The 18772-nt window shown below is 72.7% G+C and carries 12 protein-coding genes; 4 read left to right on the forward strand and 8 right to left on the reverse strand.

Annotated elements, in window-relative coordinates; genetic code table 11:
• Positions 1-87 precede the first annotated feature (87 nt).
• A complete protein-coding gene (locus tag ACZ3ZE_RS12045) occupies positions 88-1662 on the reverse strand; it encodes an acyl-CoA synthetase (protein ID WP_361167234.1) in 1575 nt (524 codons plus the stop codon).
• Positions 1659-2768 carry an NAD(P)H-dependent flavin oxidoreductase gene (locus ACZ3ZE_RS12050; protein WP_361167231.1) on the reverse strand — a complete coding sequence of 370 codons (1110 nt, stop codon included), beginning with the start codon at positions 2766-2768 and terminating at the stop codon, positions 1659-1661. Before ACZ3ZE_RS12050 ends, ACZ3ZE_RS12045 begins: the two co-directional genes overlap by 4 nt.
• 171 nt (positions 2769-2939) lie before the next feature.
• On the opposite strand from ACZ3ZE_RS12050, the gene ACZ3ZE_RS12055 reads away from it, so the two are divergent.
• The 4 genes from ACZ3ZE_RS12055 (at position 2940) to ACZ3ZE_RS12070 (ending at position 10231) form a co-directional block, all read left to right on the forward strand.
• The gene (locus ACZ3ZE_RS12055; RefSeq protein ID WP_467258750.1) at positions 2940-4763 is read left to right on the forward strand and encodes a serine hydrolase domain-containing protein; all 1824 of its coding nucleotides are present in this window, start codon (positions 2940-2942) and stop codon (positions 4761-4763) included.
• A 111-nt stretch (positions 4764-4874) separates the two neighbouring features.
• A complete protein-coding gene (locus tag ACZ3ZE_RS12060; RefSeq protein WP_361167225.1) occupies positions 4875-5414 on the forward strand; it encodes an ArsR/SmtB family transcription factor in 540 nt (179 codons plus the stop codon).
• A gap of 17 nt (positions 5415-5431) precedes the next feature.
• Positions 5432-6682: an MFS transporter gene (locus tag ACZ3ZE_RS12065; protein ID WP_361167731.1), complete on the forward strand. Its 1251-nt coding sequence runs from the start codon at positions 5432-5434 to the stop codon at positions 6680-6682.
• A gap of 486 nt (positions 6683-7168) precedes the next feature.
• Positions 7169-10231, forward strand: coding sequence for an NPCBM/NEW2 domain-containing protein (locus tag ACZ3ZE_RS12070; RefSeq protein WP_467258753.1), 3063 nt, complete (start codon positions 7169-7171; stop codon positions 10229-10231).
• Positions 10232-10249: 18 nt separating this feature from the next.
• On the opposite strand, the gene ACZ3ZE_RS12075 is transcribed toward ACZ3ZE_RS12070, so the two are convergent.
• The 6 genes from ACZ3ZE_RS12075 to ACZ3ZE_RS12100 form a co-directional block, all read right to left on the reverse strand.
• Positions 10250-11155 carry a LysR family transcriptional regulator gene (locus ACZ3ZE_RS12075; protein WP_361167219.1) on the reverse strand — a complete coding sequence of 302 codons (906 nt, stop codon included), beginning with the start codon at positions 11153-11155 and terminating at the stop codon, positions 10250-10252.
• Between the two features lie 4 nt (positions 11156-11159).
• Entirely contained in the window at positions 11160-12359 is a 1200-nt protein-coding gene (locus tag ACZ3ZE_RS12080) for a glycine C-acetyltransferase (RefSeq protein ID WP_361628531.1), read from the reverse strand.
• 103 nt (positions 12360-12462) lie between these two features.
• The gene (tdh, locus tag ACZ3ZE_RS12085; protein ID WP_329418201.1) at positions 12463-13491 is read right to left on the reverse strand and encodes an L-threonine 3-dehydrogenase; all 1029 of its coding nucleotides are present in this window, start codon (positions 13489-13491) and stop codon (positions 12463-12465) included.
• Positions 13492-13697: 206 nt separating this feature from the next.
• Complete coding sequence (locus ACZ3ZE_RS12090; protein ID WP_361167212.1) at positions 13698-15263, reverse strand: phytoene desaturase family protein; 1566 nt, start codon at positions 15261-15263, stop codon at positions 13698-13700.
• 241 nt (positions 15264-15504) lie between these two features.
• The gene (locus ACZ3ZE_RS12095; RefSeq protein ID WP_467258756.1) at positions 15505-17805 is read right to left on the reverse strand and encodes a tetratricopeptide repeat protein; all 2301 of its coding nucleotides are present in this window, start codon (positions 17803-17805) and stop codon (positions 15505-15507) included.
• Entirely contained in the window at positions 17787-18752 is a 966-nt protein-coding gene (locus ACZ3ZE_RS12100) for an oxygenase MpaB family protein (RefSeq protein WP_467258759.1), read from the reverse strand. Before ACZ3ZE_RS12100 ends, ACZ3ZE_RS12095 begins: the two co-directional genes overlap by 19 nt.
• Positions 18753-18772: the final 20 nt, after the last annotated feature.

Here is an 18772-nt window from a genome sequence, read left to right on the forward strand (position 1 = left end):
TGAATCCTGCCATAAAGGGAGGATCCGTCCTCCGTGCGCCGCGTGCTCGCACACCCGCTCGCCTACCTGACGGAAGGTCAAGGTCCGTCAGAGCGCGCGGTCGTGGCCCTCCCAGTACGGATCGCGAAGTCGGCGCTTGTACAGCTTGCCGTTGGGATCGCGGGGCATGACCGTGATGAAGTCCACGGACTTGGGACGTTTATATCCGGCGAGACGGGTCTCGCAGTGGGCCAGGATCGCGGCGGCGAGCTCCGGTCCCGGCTCGTGACCCTCGGCCGCCTCGACGACCGCCTTGACCTCCTCGCCCCAGTCGGCGTGCGGGATGCCGAAGGCGGCGGCGTCGGCGACGGCCGGGTGGGCGAGGAGCGCGGCCTCGATCTCGGCGGGGTAGATGTTCACGCCGCCCGAGATGATCATGTCGATCTTGCGGTCGCGGAGGAAGAGGTAGCCGTCCTCGTCGAGGACGCCGAGGTCGCCCACCGTGAAGAAGTCCCCGATGCGGCTCGACTTCGTCTTGGCCTCGTCGCCGTGGTAGCGGAAGGCGCCGGTGCTCATCTTCATGTACACGGTGCCGAGCTGCCCGGGCGGCAGCCGCTCGCCGTCGTCGTCGAAGACGGCGAGCTCGCTGATGGGCCAGGCGCGCCCGACGGTGCCGGGCTTCTTGAGCCAGTCCTCGGCGGTGGCGAAGGCGCCGCCGCCCTCGCTGGCCGCGTAGTACTCCTCGACGCAGTGGCCCCACCACTCGATCATCGCCCGCTTGACGTGGTCGGGGCAGGGTGCGGCGCCGTGGATGGCGTGCCGCATGGAGGAGACGTCGTAGCGGTTCCTGGTCTCCTCGGGCAGGGCGAGGAGCCGGTGGAACTGGGTGGGCACCATGTGGGTGTGGGTGCAGCGGTGGGCGTCGATGAGCCGCAGCATCTCCTCGGGGGTCCACTTGTCCATGAGGACGAGCGGGTGCCCGATGTGCAGGGCGGCGCCCGCGAACTGGAGCACGGCCGTGTGGTAGAGCGGCGAGCAGACCAGGTGGACGTTCCCGTCGAAGGGCCGGATGCCGAAGATGCCGAGGAAGCCGCCGAGGTAGGTCTCCTCGGGCAGCTTGCCGGGCAGCGGGCGGCGGATGCCGCGGGGCCGCCCGGTGGTGCCCGAGGTGTAGTTCATCACCCAGCCGAGGGTGCGGTCGGCGGGCGCCGACTCCGGCTGCCCGTCGAGGAGTTCGGCGTACGGGCGGAAGCCGGGCAGGGCGCCGACGGCGTACCGGTGGCTCGCCGGCAGTTCCGCCTCGTCGGCGGCCTGGGCGGCGGCGTCGGCGAAGCGCTCGTGGGCGATGAGGACCTTGGCGCCGGAGTCGGAGACGATCCAGGCGATCTCGGGGCCGACCAGGTGGTGGTTGACCGGGACGAGGTAGAAGCCCGCCTGGGCGGCGGCGAGGTAGGCCGTGAGGAAGGGGACCCCGTTGGGCAGGACCACGGCGAAGGCGTCGCCGCGCTCCATCCCGGCCGCGCGCAGGCCGTGGACGAGCCGGTTGGCGTCGGCGAGCAGACGGCCCGCGGTCCACTCCTCGCCGTCGGGGGCGACCAGGACCGTGCGGCCGGGATCGGCGGCGGCCTGGGACCAGAAACCTCCCCCAGACTTCGTCCGGGGGGACCCCGATTCCTCCGTCACTGCGTGCTCCTTCCCGCGATGCGGTTGATCCGGTCGATGGCCTTCTCGAAGCCGCTGGTCAGCTCGTCGAAGACCTGCTGGACGCTGCGCTCGGAGTTCATCCGGCCGACGATCTGGCCGACGGGTGTGCCGAGCAGCGGCGCCACCTCGTACTTCTGGATACGGGAGACGGCCTCGGCGACGAGGAGACCCTGGAGCGGCATGGGCAGCGTGCCGGGTCCGGCCGGGTCGTCCCAGGCGTCGGTCCATTCGGTACGGAGCTGGCGGGCGGGCTTGCCGGTCAGGGCGCGGGAGCGGACGGTGTCGCCCGAGCCGGCGGCGAGCAGCTTGGCGGTGAGGGCGCGGGAGTGCATCTCGGCCTCGGTGGTGGTGAGCCAGAGGGAGCCGAGCCAGACGCCCTGGGCGCCGAGGGCGAGCCCGGCGGCGATCTGCTCGCCGCTGCCGATGCCGCCGGCGGCGAGGACGGGCAGCGGGGCGACGGCCTCGACGACCTCGGGGGTGAGGACCATGGAGGCGATCTCGCCGGTGTGGCCGCCGGCCTCGTAGCCCTGGGCGACGACGACGTCGATGCCGGCCTCGGCGTGGTGGCGGGCGTGCCGGGCGCTGCCGGCGAGGGCGGCGACGAGGACGCCGTGGGCGTGGGCGCGCTCGACGACGTCGGTCGGGGGCGAGCCGAGGGCGTTGGCCAGCAGTTTGATGGGGTAGTCGAAGGCGACGTCGAGCTGGCTGCGGGCGACCTGCTCCATCCAGCCGGTGATGCGCCAGCCGGAGGCCTCGCCCTCGGCGAGTTCGGGGACGCCGTGCTTGGCGAGGGTGTCGCGGACGAACGCCCGGTGCCCCTCCGGGATCATCGCCTCGACGTCGGCCTCGCTGACCCCGTCGACCTTCTTCGCGGGCATCACGACGTCGAGGCCGTAGGGCAGCCCGTCGGTGTGCTCCTGCATCCAGTCGAGGTCGCGGGCGAGGTCTTCGGGGGCGGTGTAGCGGACCGCGCCGAGGACGCCGAATCCGCCGGCTCTGGTGATGGCGGCGGCCACCGCGGGGAAGGGCGTGAAGCCGAAGATGGCGTGCTCGATCCCCAGTGTGCGACTCAGCTCCGTCTTCATGGGCGGCAGGATGCCGCAGCGGTCCCGCCGAGGGAAGAGATTTTCTGATGCAGTGTCAGATTTCTTGGCGCGCGGCACGCTTCCCCCGACACGCGCCCCTCCGGTAAGAAAGTTTCAGATCTTGCCGGAGTCGCGAAGTTTTCTTTCAGGAAGCGGTGGGAGAGGGTGGGCATGACGGAGCCGTCGCGAAACGGGAGCCGGGGTCCGAGTCGTCGCGCGTTCGGCGGCCGCGCTCTCGCCCTGGGAGGTGCGCTGATGATCGGTACGGTGCCGGGGGCCTCGGCCGCACCCGAGCCGGGTCCGGGGTCCGGGCCGGGGTCCGGCGGCGCGGGTCCCGCGTCCGGGCTCGCCCGGCGCACCACCCTGCGGCACGGTTCCGCCGAGCGCGCCGGGCTGCTCCCCGAGCACCTGGACCGGCTCGTCACCGACGCCGAGTCCTTCCTGCGCCCCTCGCCACGGCGCCCGTGGTACGCGGGCGCGGTGCTGCTCGCGGGGCGCGGCGGGACGGTCGCGCTGCACCGTCCGATCGGCATGGCCGTGCGCTACGCGGCGTACGACGAGAAGACCGACACCGGCGTCGAGCTGCCGGCCGACCGGCAGATCCCGATGTCCGAGGACACCGTCTTCGACCTGGCCTCGGTCTCCAAGCTGTTCACCTCGCTGCTCGCGGTGCAGCAGATCGAGCGGGGCGCACTGGTCCTGGAGGAGCGGGTCACGGCGTACCTCCCGGAGTTCGGGGGCGGCGGCAAGCGGGAGGTCACGGTCCGTCAGCTGCTCACGCACACCTCGGGGTTCCGGGCCTGGATCCCGCTCTACAAGGAGCCGACGCGGGAGGGGCGCCTGCGGCTGCTGTGGAACGAGGTGCCGGCGAACCCGCCGGGGACGGTCTACCTCTACTCCGACCTCAACCTGATCACGCTCCAGCTGATCCTGGAGGAGATCACCGGTCACCCTCTTGACGCACTGCTCCGAATCGAGATCACCGCTCCGCTCGGGATGCACCGCACACGTTTCAATCCCCCGCTCTCCTGGCGCCCCTCGATCGCCGCCACGGAGGACGCCCGGGCGCCCTGGTCCGGGCTCGACCGGGGGATGGTGTGGGGCGAGGTCCACGACGAGAACGCGTACGGCATGGGCGGCGTCGCCGGGCACGCCGGGGTGTTCTCCACCGCCTGGGACCTCGCCGTCCTCGCGCGCACCCTGCTCAACGGCGGGGCGTACGGCGACGCCCGGATCCTCTCCCCCGCCTCGGTGGAGCTGATGTTCACCGACTTCAACACCGCGTTCCCCGGCGACGAGCACGGCCTGGGCTTCGAGCTCTACCAGCACTGGTACATGGGCGCCATGGCCACCCCGCGCACCGCGGGCCACACCGGCTTCACCGGCACCAGTCTGGTCCTGGACCCCACCACGGACGCCTTCCTCGTCGTCCTCGGCAACTCCGTCCACCCCGTGCGCACCTGGCGCTCCGGCTCCGCCCCGCGCGTCGCCGCCGCCGACCACCTGGCCCGCGCCGTACCGGTCCGCCCGGCGCGCGGGCGCACGGCCTGGTTCTCCGGCATGGCGAACGACACCACCGCCACCCTCACCCTGCCCGCCCTCCCCGGCGCCGCGCGCCTCACCTGCGCGCTGTGGTGGGACACCGAGCCCGGCACGGACGCCGCCCACCTGGAGCACTCCCCGGACGGCGGCACGACCTGGCACCCGCTGCCCTTCACGGTCACGGGCGCGACCCCCGGCCCCCACCCCACGGGCACGGCGACCGGCTGGTCCGGCCGCACCTGGCACACCGTCACGGCGGACCTCCCCGCCACCGCCACCCCCTCCACCCGCCTGCGCTGGCGCTGCACGACCGACCGCCGCTACGTCGGCCGCGGCGTGTACGTGGACGCCCTGCGCGTCCTGTCCCCCGAGGGCCACCCCCTGTTCGACGAGGCCCGGCCCGCTGACGGGGCGCGGATCGAGGCGTCGGGGTGGGTGAGGGCGGAGGACTAGGACAGACCCGCGGCCTGTCCGCGACCTGTCCGCGACCTGTTCCGTCGACATCCTGAACCTCCGAGCGATTTCCCATTGCGCAATGGTCAAGAATCATTGACCATTGCTCGCATGCCTACCGATGATCTTCCCGAGACGTTTCACGTCACCACGGACGAGCAGTTGCGTGCCGTCTCCAATCTCACGCGTCACCGGATCATGGCCGTGCTCCGCTTCGAGCCGGCCACGATCACGCAGATCGCCGAGCGCGTCGGCCTCGCGAAGGGGAGTTCCAGCTATCACGTGCGGCTGCTGGAGCGGGCCGGGCTGGTGAAGGTGGTGCGGACGCGGAAGGTGCGGGGGGTCACCGAGCGGTACTACGCCATGGCCGCGCGGTCGGTCGTCCTGCCGGAGCCGGGTGAGGGAGGGCCGGATGTGCTGATGCGCCATGTGGTGGCGGACCTGGAGGCGTCGCCGGCGGATGGCGAGCGACATGTCGGGATGATGCACCTGCGGCTCACCGAGGAGCAGTTCGCGGAGCTGGGGGCGCGGTTGGAGGCTCTGGCGATCGAGTACCGGGAGCTGTCCGATCCGTCGCTGCCGGACGTGTCGCTCGCCTTCGCGCTGTTCCGGCCGGCGCCGCGCCAGGAGACGGACGGGGGCTCCAAGTGAACGAGGGAAACAGAAAGCTGCCGGCCGGGTTCGGGCGGCTGTGGACCGCACAGACGGTGTCCTCGCTCGGTGACGGGGTGTCACATGCCGCGCTGCCGCTGATCGCGCTGACGTTGACGCGGGATCCGATGGCGCTCGCCGTCGTCACGGCCGCGGGGACGCTGCCATGGCTGCTCTTCGGGGTGCTCGGCGGTGCGCTGGTGGACCGCTGGGACCGCCGGCGCACGATGTGGGTCGCGGACGCGGCGCGTGCGGCGCTGCTCGCGATACCCGCGGCGGCGGCCGTGCTCGACGTGCTGAGCATTCCGCTGCTCGCGGCCGTCGCCTTCCTGCTCGGAGTGGGCGGACTCTTCTTCGACACGGCCGCCACGGCCTACCTGCCGGACCTGCTCCACCGCGATCCCGCGCTCCTGGAGCGCGCCAACTCCCGTCTGCGTGGCGCCCAGACCGCCATGTCCGGTTTCGCGGGGCCGCCCGCGGGCAGTGCGCTGCTCGCGCTCGGGCGGGCTGTTCCGCTGGTCGCCGACGCGGTGTCGTTCGCGGTCTCGGCCCTGCTCGTACGGACGCTGCCCGCCACGCCCCGGCCCGTGCCGGAGGCCCGGGAGTCGCTGCTGCGGCAGGCGCGGGCGGGTGCCTCGTACGTCTTCGAGAACCGGCTGCTGCTCGGGCTCGCGCTCCGCCCGGCGGTCGGGAACATCGCCTTCCTCGCCGTGGAGACCGTCCTCGCCCTCTTCGCGCACGACCGCCTCGGCATCGACACCTTCGGCTTCGGCCTGCTCCTCACGGCGGAGGCCACCGGCGGTCTGCTCGGTGCGGGGATCGCCTCCCGTCTCGGCCGACGGCTCGGCACCGGCACCGCGCTGACCTGCACGGCCGCTGTCGAGGGACTCGCCATCCTGGGCCTTGCAACCGCCTCCGATCCGTACGTCGCCGGCTTCGCGCTCGCCGTCTGCGGGGCCGGAATGGGCGCCACGATGGTGCTCGCCCCCTCGCTCCGGCAGGCGATCGTCCCCGCCCACCTCATGGGCCGGGTCGCCTCCACCTCCCGCATGCTGGCCATGTGCGCCGCCCCCGTAGGGGCCTTCCTCGGCGGCTGGCTGGCCACCGCGTACGACATCCGCACCCCGCTCTACGCCGCCGCCGGCCTCCTCCTGGCGATGACGGCCGTCACGGCGTCCATGACCAGCAACCGCCGGGTCGAAGCGGCGCTGCGGGCCGCCGCCCCGGCCGTCGCTCCGGAGCAGCCGGTGTCCAAGGACGCCGTCTGACCCCCCGCACGTTGTTCACTCTTGTGCGTTTCACCTAGCCCTTCCGGGTCGGGACCCTACTGGCACTCGCCATAGGCATGCAATACCACGGTGAAGACTTTCTGAAGGCACGTCAATCTCTGATGGAAAGTCGACGGGCGACCCGGCGATGCCACACGCCGCCCGGGCGCCCGGAATCTCCGCCTCCCCCACCTGGGGAGGCGTCGAGGACCTTGCCTCATTGGGCAGTTGACCTGCTACTTCACGAATCTGCCGGGGTCTCGCGCCACGACTACGGCACCCCCTGCCCCTCGCCACCCCGCCCCCGCCTCCCCCACGCCCGTATGCACGCCTGGCGTGAGCGACGTGAGCGCGAAGTATTGACAGCGGCTCAACCGAAAGTCTCAATATTCAACACAGTTGAACAGAGCGCACCCTCAGCTCACTCTCTCCGGAGGGACCCCCACCTGAAGGGATCGACCGCAAATGCGTCGTTCTGCCTGTGCGATGACCGCTGTGCTCGCAGTGGTCGGCACCGCGTTCGCCCTCCCCGGCCCCTCGCCGGCGATGGCCGCCACTACCGCCGGTGCGGCGGCGGGCCCGTACGTGATCGAAGCCGAGAACATGTCGCTGACCAACTTCGCGACGGACACCGTGAACCACACCTGGAACGGGACGACGGTCGACAACGTCACCTACGTCCGGGGCGCGGCGGGCCAGACGAGCACCGCCCGGACCACCTTCTCCGGCACCGCCGGGACGTACGACCTCATCACGCGCTACAACGGCATGACCGAGAACGGCGTGACGTACAAGATCACCGTGAACTCCACCGCCGTGGATTCCTGGGGCACTTCACGCCGCTACGGACGCGACTACACCGACCCGGTCGACATCGACACCCGTACGTCGAGCAAGGTGCAGCTCAAGCCCGGTGACGTCATCGAGCTGACCGCCACCTCGACGGGCGAGGTCCCGCGGATCGACCGGATCACGATCCAGGAGCACGTGGGGGCGCCGACCAGCACCCTGAGCATCAAGTCCCCGAACGCGGCCCTGAACGCCGGCTTCGACTGGGGCAAGAACCGGGCGCTCGCCATGACGTTCTACCCGGGCAACCCGATGATGGGCCACGAGCCGGAGTGGTGGCGGCTCAAGAACGCGGCGCACCCGACGGTCGAGCCCGGCTACTGGGGCGCGTACACCAACCGCGAGTCGTACTACAACCGCGACATCTCCCACCAGTCGGACGGCGCGCACGCCGTCGGCCTGGACGCGCAGACCTTCCGCATGATGAAGACCTTCGCCGGCGACGCCGACGACCCGGGGCAGAACGGCTGGCCGCTGTGGGCGCACAGCTCGTACGGCGCCATGTACTACATCGACGGCACCGGCTTCCGCGAACTGCCCTCGCCCTTCAACCTGATGACGAAGGCCTACAAGCAGTACCAGTGGACCGGCGACCCCGCCTGGCTCAACGACCCCGACCTGTCGAAGTTCTACGACTCGACGATGGGGACGTTCCTCTCCGGCCACGAGGTCAAGTGGAACGACGCCGACCCGCGGGCGGAGCAGCCGGTCTCGCGGAAGCAGCCGGGCGAGTACACGGCCACCTACTTCGAGTTCCCGAACGAGAACCTGGTCTCGGCCGCCGACTCCCTCGGCTACCAGTACCAGTCGATGCTGGCGTACTCGGCCATTCTCAAGGCCAAGGGCGACAACACCGGCAGCACCACGTGGGCGGCGCGCGCCCAGCGGGTCCGCGACCACTTCGAGAGCAACTGGTGGGACGCGGCGAACAACCGGTACGTCCGCGGCAAGGACGCCGCCGGCACCGGCTACAGCAGCTGGGGCCACGAGGCCAGCTTCCTGATGATGCTGACCGGGCTGGGCGACCACGGCCCCCGGACCGAGGGCTATCTGGACTTCGTCGCCGCGAACGACGACAACCTGAACGTCGAGGCGACCTCGTACCTGCCCGAGATGTACTACCAGTACAACCGCACGGCGGAGGGCTGGGCCTGGCTCAAGAAGCTCATGGCCGACAAGAACACGTACCCCGAGATCTCCTTCCTCGCGGTGAGCAACACGATCGACGGCATGATGGGCGTGCAGCCCGACGCCCCGAACGACAAGGTCGCCACCGTGTCGCGGCTGACGTCCGAGACCCCGTGGGTGGAGATCGACCACCTGAAGGTCGGTGACAACGACCTGAACCTCCAGCACACCGGCACGACGGCGTCGAAGCTCACCAACAACTCCGGTGCCACCGTGAACTGGGAGGCCCAGTTCTACGGCACCCACGGCACGATCACCGTGAACGGCACCCCGTACCCGGCGCGGACCAAGTCGCTGTACGGCAAGACCGTCTCGTACGTGACGGTGCCGGTGACCGCAGGCGCGACCGTGACCGCGACCGCCGGGACCCCCACGGGCGACACCATCGCGCCCACCGCGCCGACCGCCCTCGCGGCGAGCGGTGCGACCTCCGGCAGCGTGGACCTGGCCTGGACGGCGTCCGACGACAACGTCGGCGTGACCGGCTACCAGGTCTACCGCGGCACCACGCTCGTCGGCACGACGACCGGTGCGGCCACCCGCTTCACGGCCACCGGCCTGACGCCGTGGACGTCGTACACCTTCACGGTGAAGGCGGTCGACGCCGCCGGGAACGTCTCCGGCGCGAGCAACGCCGTCACCACCTCCACCGGCGGCGACGGCCGGCAGGTCGACCTGAGCGCGCTCACCTGGAGCAGCGCCCGGAGCGACTTCGGCAGCGTCACCAAGGACCGGAGCGTCGACGGCGCCCCGATCAGACTCAACGGCACGGCGTACGCCAAGGGCATCGGCACCCACGCCAACTCCACCGTCACCTACGCCCTCGACGGCGGCTACACCCGCTTCCAGTCCGACCTCGGCGTCGACGACGAGGTGACGGCCAACGCCACCGTGAAGTTCGAGGTCTGGGGCGACGGCACCAAGCTCTACGAATCCCCCACCCCGATGACCCCGACCAGCGCGACCGCCGCCGTCGACGTGGACGTCACCGCAGTCACCACGCTCACCCTCAAGGTCACCGACGCCGGAGACGGCATCAACAGCGACCACGCCGACTGGGCCGGAGCCAAGCTGGTCACCCGCCCGCAGACGCGGACGGCGCTCGCCGACCTGAACTGGACGGGCACCCCCGTGATCGGCTGGGGCACCGTCCACAAGGACAAGAGCGTCGGGGGCAACACCCTCACGCTGAACGGCACCACCTACACCAAGGGCATCGGCACCCACGCCGACTCCACCGTCACCTACGCCCTCGACGGCGGCTACACCCGCTTCCAGTCCGACCTCGGCGTCGACGACGAGGTGACCGCGAACGCCACCGTGAAGTTCGAGGTCTGGGGCGACGGCACCAAGCTCTACGAATCCCCCACCCCGATGACCCCGACCAGCGCGACCGCCGCCGTCGACGTGGACGTCACCGGAGTCACCACGCTCACCCTCAAGGTCACCGACGCCGGAGACGGCATCAACAGCGACCACGCCGACTGGGCCGGAGCGACGCTCCTGAACTAGGGCCTGCCCGGACCCGCCCTACGGCCGCCTCGCCGCCTCTTGCAGGGCGGCGAGGACGGGGCGGATCAGGGGGTGGTCCTCCGCGCCGCGGCGGACGGCGCCGAAGACGCGGCGGGTGGGGGCCACCCCGTCGACCGGGCGGACGACGACGCCGCTGAGGTCGGTGCCGCGGAGGGCCGAGCGGGGGACCAGGGCCACGCCCGCACCCGCCGCGGCGAGCGCGACGACGGCGCGGAAGTCGTCGGAGACATGCGAGGAGACCGGGGCGAAACCGGCGTATTCGCAGGCCAGGACGGTGACGTCATGGCAGGGGTTGCCGGCGGACTGGCCGATCCAGGAGTCCTTCGCCAGGTCGCCGAGGGAGATCCGCTCGCGGTCCGCGAACGCGTGGTCCGGCGGGAGCACCACGTCGAACGGCTCCGCGTAGAGCGGTACGCGGGTGAGGCGGGCGTCGTCCTCGCCGGGCGCCCCGCGGTACTCGACGGCGACCGCCACGTCGACCTGCCGGTCCAGGACCATCAGCAGGCTCTCGTCGCCCTCGGCGTCCTGGACCCGGACCCGGATACCGGGCGAGCTGCGGGCGAGGGAGCCGATCGCCGGGGCGACGACCAGGCCGATGCCGGTGGCGAACGCGGCCACCGTCACCGTACCGGCCTCGCCCGACCCGTACGCGGCGAGCTCGGCCTCGGCCCGTTCCAGCTGGGCCAGGACGGCGTTGGCGTGGCTCAGCAGGATCTCGCCGGCCGGGGTGAGCCGGGTGCCCCGGGCGTTGCGGTCGACCAGCCGGTGGCCGGTCTCCTGCTCCAGGGCGGCGAGCTGCTGGGAGACCGCGGAGGGCGTGAGATAGAGCGCGGCGGCAGCCGCCGTGACGGTACGGTGGTCGGCCACCGCCCGGAGAATGTGCAGCCGCCGCGCTTCGATCATGCCCCTAGTTTCGCAGGGCGTCCCGGGCCTCGACGAACGCGTCCACCGCGCGGTGCACGTCGTCCGTGGAGTGGGCGGCCGACAGCTGCACGCGGATGCGGGCCTTGCCCTGCGGCACGACCGGGTACGAGAAGCCGATCACGTACACGCCGCGCTCCAGGAGGAGCTCGGCCATCCGTCCCGCCTCGGCGGCGTCGCCGATCATGACGGGGGCGATGGCGTGGTCGCCGGGGAGGATGTCGAAGCCCGCCTCGGTCATACGGGAGCGGAACAGCGCCGTGTTGGCGTTGAGGCGCTCACGCAGGTCGCCGGCGGACTCCAGCAGGTCGAGGACCTTGAGGGAGGCGGCCGCGATGACCGGGGCCAGGGTGTTGGAGAACAGGTACGGGCGCGAGCGCTGGCGCAGCAGGGCGACGATCTCGGCGCGGGCCGCGACATAGCCGCCGGAGGCGCCGCCGAGGGCCTTGCCGAGGGTGCCGGTGATGATGTCGACGCGGTCCATCACGCCGTGCAGCTCGGGGGTGCCGCGCCCGCCGGGGCCGACGAAGCCCACGGCGTGCGAGTCGTCGACCATGACCATGGCGTCGTAACGGTCGGCCAGGTCGCAGATCTCGTCGAGCGGCGCGACGTAGCCGTCCATGGAGAACACGCCGTCGGTGACGATCAGCTTGCGCCGCGCGCCGCCCTCGTCCGCCGCCTTGAGCTGCTGCTCCAGGTCGGCCATGTCGCGGTTGGCGTAGCGGAAGCGGCGGGCCTTGGAGAGGCGGATGCCGTCGATGATCGAGGCGTGGTTGAGGGCGTCGGAGATGACGGCGTCCTCGGGGCCGAGGATCGTCTCGAAGACGCCGCCGTTGGCGTCGAAGCAGGAGGAGTAGAGGATCGTGTCCTCCTGGCCGAGGAAGGAGGACAGGCGCGCCTCCAGCTCCTTGTGGACCTCCTGGGTGCCGCAGATGAAGCGGACGGAGGCCATGCCGTAGCCCCAGCGGTCGAGCGCCTCGTGGGCGGCGGCGATCACCTCGGGGTGGTCGGCGAGGCCCAGGTAGTTGTTGGCGCAGAAGTTGAGCACCTCGCCGGGGCGGCCGCCCGAGGTGACCGCGACGGTCGCGTTCTGGGGGGTGCCGATGACCCGCTCGGGCTTGTGGAGGCCGGCCTGCTTGATCTCCTCGAGGGTGGCGAGGAGGTCGTCGCGTACGGAATCGAACATGGAGTGCAGCTCCTGAAGGTCTACAGAAGGTCTTCGGTCCGGGGCGGACGGTCCGGAGGCGGACGGTCCGAGGGCAGCCCGTCCGGTGTCGGACGGTCCGGTCTCAGACGGTCCAGTCGAGGATGATCTTGCCGCCCTTGCCGGAGGCGGCGTCGTCGAAGGCGGCCTCGAAGTCGGTGTACGCGTAGCGGCCGGTGATCACGGGGGCGAGGTCGAGGCCGCCCTCCAGGAGCACGGACATGGCGTACCAGGTCTCGAACATCTCGCGGCCGTAGATCCCCTTGATGGTGATCATGGACGTGACGATCTTCGCCCAGTCGACGGAGAAGTCCTCGCTGGGCAGGCCGAGCATGGCGATCTTGCCGCCGTTGGTCATGTTGGCGACCATGTCGCGCATCGCGCGCGGGTTGCCGGACATCTCCAGACCGACGTCGAAGCCCTCCTTCAGACCGAGGGTGCGCTGGCCGTCGGCGATGCTCTGCTCGGCGACGTTCAGGGCCAGCGAGACGCCCGTCTTGCGGGCCAGGGCGAGGCGCTCCTCGCTGACGTCGGTGATGACGACGTGGCGCGCGCCGGCGTGCTTGGCGACCGCGGCGGCCATGATGCCGATCGGGCCCGCACCGGTGACCAGGACGTCCTCGCCGACGAGCGGGAAGGACAGCGCGGTGTGCACGGCGTTGCCGAAGGGGTCGAAGATCGCGGCGACGTCGAGGTCGACGTCGACACGGTGCACCCAGACGTTGGACGCGGGCAGGGCGACGTACTCGGCGAAGGCGCCGTCACGTCCGACACCCAGGCCGACGGTGGCGCGGCACAGGTGCCGGCGGCCGGCCAGACAGTTGCGGCACTTGCCGCAGACCAGGTGGCCCTCCCCGCTCACCAGGTCGCCGACCTCGATGTCCGCGACGTCGCGGCCGGTCTCGACGACCTCGCCGACGAACTCGTGCCCGAGGGTCAGCGGCGTGGCGATGGTCTTCTGCGCCCAGCCGTCCCAGGAGCGGATGTGCAGGTCGGTCCCGCAGATACCGGTCCGCTTGACCTTGATGAGCACGTCACCCGGACCGATCTCGGGCTCGGGAACGTCCATGAGCCAGAGTCCCGGCTCTGCCTTCTGCTTGACCAGCGCCTTCAATGTAACGGCTCCCGACGTACGCGTCCTGTGATGTGCCGGGTCCGGGCGCGGCGAAGCACCCAAGATCCCTGAAACAAATCTTTCGTACCTGGGGCCCATGGTCCATCGAGGATTTCTTAAGCGCACTCGCAGATCAGCTTCACGCCGCCGGTGGGAGCCCACCCGGCGTCAACCTCGCATCCCGCCGTCACCCTCAGGGCCCGCCGTCATCCCCGGGGCCGGCGGTGCTCGCGGTCGCCTTCCAGCACCGCCATCGCCGCGTTGTGCCCGGGCACCCCGCTCACCCCACCGCCGCGGACCGCTCCCGCGCCGCACAGCAGGACGTTGGCGTGCGACGTCTCGACGCCCCAGCGCCCGCCGTCCTCGGTCCCGTACGGGAAGGAGAGATCGCGGTGGAAGATGTGCCCGCCGGGCAGTCGCAGCTCCCGTTCGAGGTCCAGGGGGCTCTTCGCCTCGACGCAGGGGCGCCCGTCGGCGTCGCGGGCCAGGCAGTCGGCGATCGGTTCGTCGAGGCAGGCGTCGAGCTGGTCGAGGGTGGCCTTCAGGAGCGCCTCGCGGGCGCCGTCGGGGTCGGCCGCGAACAGCCGGGCGGGCGCGTGGAGTCCGAACAGGGTGAGGGTCTGGTAGCCGCGGGCGGCGGCTTCGGGACCGAGGATGCTCGGGTCCGTCAGGGTGTGGCAGTAGATCTCGGAGGGCGGGGCGGCGGGCAGCCGGCCGCTCGCGGCCTCGGCGTACGCGGTCGCCAGCTGCCGGTAGCCCTCGGCGATGTGGAAGGTGCCGGCGAACGCCTCGCGGGGGTCGACGGACCGGTCACGGAGCCTGGGCAGCCGGGTGAGGACCATGTTCACCTTGAGCTGGGCGCCCTCGGCGGGCGGCGGGGGCGGGTCGCCGAGGAGCGCGGCGAGCGCCTGCGGCGAGGCGTTCACGAGGACGTGGCCGGCCGCGACGACACCTTCGCCGTCGGCGGTGCGGTACGTGATCTCGGCCCGGCCGCCGTCGGTGTCGATCCGGGTGGCCTCGTGGCCGGTGAGGATCGTCGCCCCGGCCGAACGGGCCGCGTCCGCGAGGGCGTCGGTGAGGGCGCCCATGCCGCCGACGGGCACGTCCCAGTCGCCGGTGCCGCCGCCGATGACGTGGTAGAGGAAGCAGCGGTTCTGCGCCAGCGCGGGGTCGTGGGCGTCGGCGAAGGTGCCGATCAGGGCGTCGGTGAGGACCACCCCGCGCACGAGGTCGTCGGCGAAGGCCCGCTCCACGGCAACGCCGATCGGCTGCTCGAAGAGCATGTCCCAGGTCGCGTCGTCGTCGACCCGGGCACGCAGCGCCGCCCGGTCCGGCAGCGGCTCGGTGAGCGTCGGGAAGATCCGCCGCGCGGCCCGCTCCGTCCGCCCGTAGAAGGCCCGCCACGCCTCGTACTCACGGTCGGAGCCGGTGAGCGCCGCGAAGGAGGCCCGGGTGCGGTCCCGGTCGCCGCCGACGAGGAGGCCGGAGTCGCCGTACGGGGTGTACGAGGAGACGGACCGCTTGCGGACGGCGAAGCGCAGCCCCAGCTCGCGGACGATCTTCTCCGGGAGGAGCGAGACGAGGTACGAGTAGCGGGACAGCCGGACGTCGACCCCGGCGAACGGCCGGGTGGAGACGGCGGCCCCGCCGGTGGAGCCGAGCCGTTCGAGGACGAGGACGCGGCGTCCCGCGCGGGCGAGGTAGGCGGCGGCGACGAGCCCGTTGTGCCCACCGCCCACGATGACGGCGTCGTAGGAGCGCTGTGCGGTCATGCCCCTTGCTAGCACCTCGGGGGCGGATGCGAACAGAGGGCCGCCGGTGGCGTCCGGCGACGTCGCCGCCGGGCCGGGCCGCGTCTGGGAAGGGGCGCCGTCCGTCCGCAGGGCCGGGGGCTCGCGGGTCTGGTGCGTGCCCTGAACCGCAGGGCAGGGCTCGCGGGTCTGGTGCGTGCGCGAGGCGCCGGGGCCGTGCGTGCCGGACGCCGCGAGCCCCGCTGATCGACAAGACACCCCCCTAGCGCGCCATGCGCTCCCGGCAGTGCGCCTCGTCCGCCCGGGCCGCGAGGGTGTCGGGGTGGGCGGCGCCCAGGGTGCGGGTGCGGCTCTCGGCGACGCGGCGGTACTCCTCCAGGGCCTCGTCGTGGCGGCCCAGCCAGCCCAGGCCGATGCCGATCTCGCGGCGGCTGACGAGCGTGTCGGGGTGGTCCGGGCCGAGCACGCGCGTCCGCAGCCCGCACACGGCGCGGGCCTCGGCCAAGGCGTCCTCCCACCGGCCGAGCCGGCCCAGGCTCACGCCGAGGCCGTGCCGTGCCCGCAGCGTCTCCGGGTGCTCGGGTCCGACGGCCCGGGTACGGGCCCCGGCGAGCTCCCGGTAGAGCGCGGCGGCCTCCTCGGCGCGGCCGAGCCGCCCGAGGCAGATGCCCGCCTCGTAGCGGGCGGCGAGCGTGTCGGCGTGGTCGGCGCCGAGGGCGCCGGCGCGCGCGTCGGCCACCTCGCGGTACTGGGTCAGCGCGTCCGCCCACCGCCCGAGCCGGCCCAGCAGGTGCGCCACCTCGTGACGGGTGGCGAGCGTGTCGGGGTGGGCGGGGCCGAGGAGCCGGGCGCGGGCGTCGGCGACCTCGCGGGCCGTCGCGTACGCCTCCGGGAGCCGGCCGAGCCGGCCGAGGGTGAAGGCCAGGTTGTGCCGGCAGCGCAGGGTGTCGGGGTGGTCCTGGCCCATGGTGCGCTCGCGCACGGCGAGCACCGAGGCGTACACGGAGTGCGCCTCGGCGTGGCGGCCGAGCCCGCCGAGGACGTACGCGGTCTCCTGGCGGGCGGCGAGGGTGTCGGCGTGGTCGGGGCCGAGGGTGCGGGCGCGTCCTTCGGAGACCCCGCCGAACTCGCGCAGCGCGTCGGCGTGCCGGTCCGAGCGGGCCAGCGCGAAGGCCAGTTCGTAGCGGCTGGCGAGGGTGTCGGGGTGGTCCGCGCCGAGGACCTGGCCCCGGTCCCGTACGACGGTCCGGTGCACCTCGGCCGCCTCCTCCCACCGGCCGAGCCGCCCGAGGCCGAGCCCGGCCCGGTGCCGGCCGGCGAGCACGGCGAGGAGCTCGGCGGCGGGCGCGGTGCCGAGGCCCGGGGCGTCGGCCGCGGGCGAGGGGGTGGGCAGGGGGATGCGGCCGGTGCCGGGCAGGGTGCTGTGGTCGTGGCCGGGGGCGGACGTCTGCGCGGAGGCCGGGGCCGCCGGGGGCGGGGCCTCGGGGAGCTGCGGGGCGAGCGGGTAAGGAGGCGCGAGGGTGCCCGTCGCCGGACTCGTGGAGCTCGCCGGTCCGGGCAGCGCCGAGGTGGCCCGGGTCCACTCCCCCGTGAGGGCCGACGCCGGGTCGTACGCGGCCGTGGGCGCGCCCATGAAGGTGAGCGTCGCAGGGCGGCCGGTGGTGATGCGGCCCGCCCAGCCGGGGAGCGCGAGGGGCGGGCGCGGGACGGTGCGGCCCGGGGCGAGCCGGGTGCGGATCTCCGTCGCGTCCGCCGGGCGGGCCTCCGGGGCCTTGGCCAGCAGGTCGAGGACGAGCAGGTCGAGCGCGGCCGGCAGCTCGGGGCGGTGGCTGCGCAGGGGCGCGGGCTGGGTGTCCCGGTGGCCGACGAGGACGGCCCAGGTGTCCTCCAGGTCGAAGGGCGGGACGCCGGTGGCGATCTCGTACAGGACGCAGCCCAGCGAGTACAGGTCGCTGCGGTGGTCGATCTCCCCGCCGCCGCCGATCTGCTCGGGGGACATGTAGTGGGGGGTGCCCATGGCGATGCCGGTGCCGGTGAGGCGCGAGGTGATGCCGTGGTCGGCGGCGAATCGCGCTATCCCGAAGTCGCAGATCTTCACGGCCCCGTCGCCGAGCCGCACGATGTTGGCGGGCTTGAGGTCGCGGTGCACCACGCCCTGGCGGTGGGTGTAGGCGAGGGCGTCGGCGACCTGCGTGGCGATGTCGACGACCTCGTCGACGGGGAGCGGGGCCTTGCCGTTCTTGTCGCCGAGCAGCTGGCTGAGGTTGTGTCCGTCGAGCAGCTCCATGACGAGGAAGAGCACGCCGTCGGAGTCGCCGAAGTCGTGCACGACGGTGATCCCGCGGTGCTGGAGCGCGGCGGCGACGCGCGCCTCGCGGCGGAACCGTTCGCGCAGCACGGCGAGCGAGGCCGGGTCGCGCTGCGGGCCGAGCGGCCGGAGGCACTTGACGGCGACGCGCCGGCCGAGCGCCTCGTCCGTCGCCCGCCAGACCTCGCCCATGCCGCCGCGACCGATCACCTCGTGCAGCCGGTACCGGCCCTGGATCAGCCTGGTGTCCGCCATCGCGTGCTGTCGCCCCCGTTTGCCCCGTGGCCGTGCCCTTCCCGGCCCGGCCGGTCCAGTATGGCGGCCGACGCGCGCAGTCCGTACGGCGCGGGTCGGGTGTCCTCGCCGAGCCGCTCCATCGCCCGCAGGATGTGCCGCGGGGGCAGCCGCCAGCGGAGCTTGTCCGGCAGGCAGCGCAGCAGATTGGCCGTGGCGGTGAGCCGGTACGTCACGGTCTCCGGCGGGGGCGCGGGGCGCCCGTACAGCTCGTGGGCGTACGGGGGCAGGGTGTCGTACGCGAGTGCCGCCACGCGCCGCCAGAGTGCCTCGCGCGCGGGCACGAGCGCGGGCGGGACGGGCGGCGCGCGCAGGAAGTCGTCGACCACCCGCGCGTCCTCCTCCGCGGCCAGCGCGGGGCGGACGGCGTCGAAGTAGCGCCGGAGCCCGTCGGACGTGCCGGGCACCTCGTCCGGGTCGAGGCCGACGAGCCGGGCGGCGACGCGCTGCTCGTCGACGTACCGGTCGGCCTGGGCGTCGGTGAGGGGGATGCCGGAACGGCGTACGACGTGGAGGTACGAGTCGATCTCGGCGCAGTGCACCCAGAGCAGCAGCTCGGGGTCGTCGACGCCGAGCAGCCGGTGGATCTTCCGGACCCGGGCCCCGGCGGCCGCGGCCGCCTTTGTGGTGCCGTAGGTGAGCGTGCCGACGAAACTCGCTGTGCGCAGGAGGCGGCCCCAGGCGTCCTTGCGGAAGTCGCTGTTGGCCATGACGCCGCGGATGGCGGCGGGGTGCAGCGCCTGCAGGTACAGGGCGCGCACCCCGCCGATCCACATCACCGGGTCGCCGTGCAGCTGCCAGGTGACGGACCCGGGGCCGAAGACCCCGGGGTCGCCGCCGGGCCCGGCGGCAGCGGCCCGCTCGGCCCGCGTGGCTCGCGTCGCTCGGATGGATCGCGTGGCTCGCATGGATTCAGGCTAGGCGGGCC

Source organism: Streptomyces sp. NPDC023157, from assembly GCF_055560575.1.

What these genes read in the sequence shown, in the direction of transcription:
- ACZ3ZE_RS12070 (WP_467258753.1), top strand. Translation starts at nt 7,169, where the DNA reads ATGACCGCTGTGCTCGCAGTGGTCGGCACCGCGTTCGCCCTCCCCGGC.
- ACZ3ZE_RS12050 (WP_361167231.1), bottom strand. Translation starts at nt 2,768, where the DNA reads ATGAAGACGGAGCTGAGTCGCACACTGGGGATCGAGCACGCCATCTTC.
- ACZ3ZE_RS12075 (WP_361167219.1), bottom strand. Translation starts at nt 11,155, where the DNA reads ATGATCGAAGCGCGGCGGCTGCACATTCTCCGGGCGGTGGCCGACCAC.
- ACZ3ZE_RS12095 (WP_467258756.1), bottom strand. Translation starts at nt 17,805, where the DNA reads ATGGCGGACACCAGGCTGATCCAGGGCCGGTACCGGCTGCACGAGGTG.
- ACZ3ZE_RS12060 (WP_361167225.1), top strand. Translation starts at nt 4,875, where the DNA reads ATGCCTACCGATGATCTTCCCGAGACGTTTCACGTCACCACGGACGAG.
- ACZ3ZE_RS12080 (WP_361628531.1), bottom strand. Translation starts at nt 12,359, where the DNA reads ATGTTCGATTCCGTACGCGACGACCTCCTCGCCACCCTCGAGGAGATC.
- ACZ3ZE_RS12055 (WP_467258750.1), top strand. Translation starts at nt 2,940, where the DNA reads ATGACGGAGCCGTCGCGAAACGGGAGCCGGGGTCCGAGTCGTCGCGCG.
- ACZ3ZE_RS12100 (WP_467258759.1), bottom strand. Translation starts at nt 18,752, where the DNA reads ATGCGAGCCACGCGATCCATCCGAGCGACGCGAGCCACGCGGGCCGAG.
- ACZ3ZE_RS12090 (WP_361167212.1), bottom strand. Translation starts at nt 15,263, where the DNA reads ATGACCGCACAGCGCTCCTACGACGCCGTCATCGTGGGCGGTGGGCAC.